Raw genomic sequence first — 2151 nt, 5'->3', positions numbered from 1 at the left:
GGCGACCTCCCCCCTCCAGGGGGAGGTGAAGAAAGCGACGCGCCTCGCGGCCCTACGCCGGCATCGGATTGGTCGGATTCAGCCAGCCGTGGTGGATGGGAAAACCTTCGCCCGCCAGCATGGTGACGGTCTCGTAGAGCGGCAGGCCGACGACGCCCGTGTAGGAGCCGACGATCTTGACGACGAAGCTGCCGGCGAGCCCCTGCACGGCGTAGCCGCCGGCCTTGCCGCGCCACTCGCCGGAGGCCAGATAGGCGTCGATGTCCTCGGTCGACAGCCGCTTGAAGCGCACCCGCGTCTCGATCAGGCGCTGGCGGAACGCCTCCTTGGGCGTCACCAGGCAGACCGAGGTGTAGACCCGGTGGTTGCGGCCCGACAGCAGCCGCAGACACTGCGCCGCCTCGTCGAGCAGCTCCGCCTTGGGGAGAATGCGGCGACCGACCGACACCACAGTGTCGGCGGCGACCACGAAGGCCCCGCGCAGATCGTCGTCGACCTTCACCGACGCGAAGGCGACCTCGGCCTTTTCGCGCGCCAGCCGATTGGCGCAGGCGCGCGGCAGCTCGCCGCGCTTCGGCGTCTCGTCGACCTCGGCGGGCCGCAGCGCGTCGGGATCGATGCCGGCCTGGTTGAGGAGAGTCAGCCGCCGGGGCGAGCCGGAGGCGAGCACGAGCTTGGGACGGCCCATCATGAGCTGAGGTTCTGTTGCGCTTCCGCGAGGCGACGAGCTGAGGTCGACACGAGAGCCTCAGGATGGGCGCGGACCCTAGCGGAAACACGCTGCGACGACAACCGGCGGATCTCCGCGGCACTCTCCGTCCGCCCCCCCTGAGGAGCCGCCGGAGGCGGCGTCTCGAAGGGCCGAATCACGGAATGGCGGGCCGTCATCAATCGCCCGCCTCAGGGCATGGCGGCGCCAGTGCGGCGCCAGCCGAGCAGCATGGCGGCGAGCTGCAGCCCGCCGATCACCACCAGCACGCCGATGAACACGCGCGCCGCCGGGCCCTGCACGAACACCCAGTAGTCGCCGTCCGAGATGGTCAGGGCCCGCCGGAACGACAGCTCCATGCGGTCGCCGAGCACGAAGGCGAGCAGCAGCGGGGCGACGTCGTAGGAGAACTTTCGCAGCAGATAACCGACCACGCCGGCCGCCACCAGGATGGTCAGGTCGAGCGGCGAGGCCTTGAGCGAATAGACGCCGATCAGGCAGATCACCAGCACGAGCGGCGCCAGCACGCCCATCGGGGTGCGCAGCAGTGACACGAAGATGCCGACCAGCGGCAGATTGAGCACCACCAGAATGGCGTTGCCCAGATAGAGGCTGGCGATCAGCCCCCAGAACACCTGGGGATGCTCGCTCATCAGCAGCGGGCCGGGCTGCACGCCGTGGATCAGCAGCGCCGAGAGCAGGATCGCGGTCGCCGGGATGGCCGGGATGCCGAGCACCAGCAGCGGGATCATCGAGGCGCCCGTGGTCGCGTTGTTGGCCGTCTCCGGGCCGGCGACGCCCGCCACGGCGCCGTGCCCGAACTTTTCCGGGGTCTTCGAGATCTTCTTCTCGATCGCATAGGACACGAAGGTCGAGATGATGTGGGAGACGCCCGGCACCAGGCCGAACAGGAAGCCGACGGCGGACCCGCGCAGCACGGCCGGCGTCGCCTCGCGGAACTCCTGGCCGGTCGGCAGCATGTCGCGCAGCTTCGGCGCCTTCGGCACGGCGGGGGTCGCATCGTCGAGGTTCAGAAGAATCTCCGAAACGCCGAACAGGCCGATCGACAGCGCGACGAAGTTCAGCCCGTCGGTGAGATCCAGCGAGCCGAAGGTGAAGCGCGGATAGGCGGTGAGCTGGTCCATCCCGACCGTGCCGAGCGCCAGCCCGAGCACGATCATGGCCAGCGTCTTCACGGGCGGCGACGAGGACACGGCGCTCACCACCAGCAGCGCCATCACCATCAGCACGAACTCGGCCGCCGGCCCGACGCTCAGCATCGCGTCGGCCAAGAGCGGACCGACCGCCATCAGGCCGACGATCGAGATGGTGCCGCCGACGAAGCTGCCGAGCGCCGAGAGCGTCAGCGCCGGCCCGGCGCGGCCCTGCTGGGCCATGGCGTGGCCGTCCAAGATGGTGACGACCGAGGAGGTCTCGCCCGG

The 2151-nt window shown here is 69.8% G+C and carries 2 protein-coding genes; both read right to left on the bottom strand.

Annotated features, from left to right (window positions below):
• Positions 1–52 precede the first annotated feature (52 nt).
• On the bottom strand, positions 53–691 hold the full coding sequence (locus tag CH341_RS30825) for a Maf-like protein (protein ID WP_111423432.1): 639 nt from the start codon (positions 689–691) through the stop codon (positions 53–55).
• A gap of 209 nt (positions 692–900) precedes the next feature.
• Positions 901–2151: tripartite tricarboxylate transporter permease (locus CH341_RS30820; protein WP_111423430.1), on the bottom strand; the 1251-nt coding region annotated here is incomplete at its 5' end.

Source organism: Rhodoplanes roseus (genome assembly GCF_003258865.1).
GTDB classification, from domain to species: Bacteria; Pseudomonadota; Alphaproteobacteria; order Rhizobiales; family Xanthobacteraceae; genus Rhodoplanes; species Rhodoplanes roseus.
Note: the sequence above shows the minus strand (reverse complement) of the source record. Positions and strands in the feature narration are given on the sequence as shown.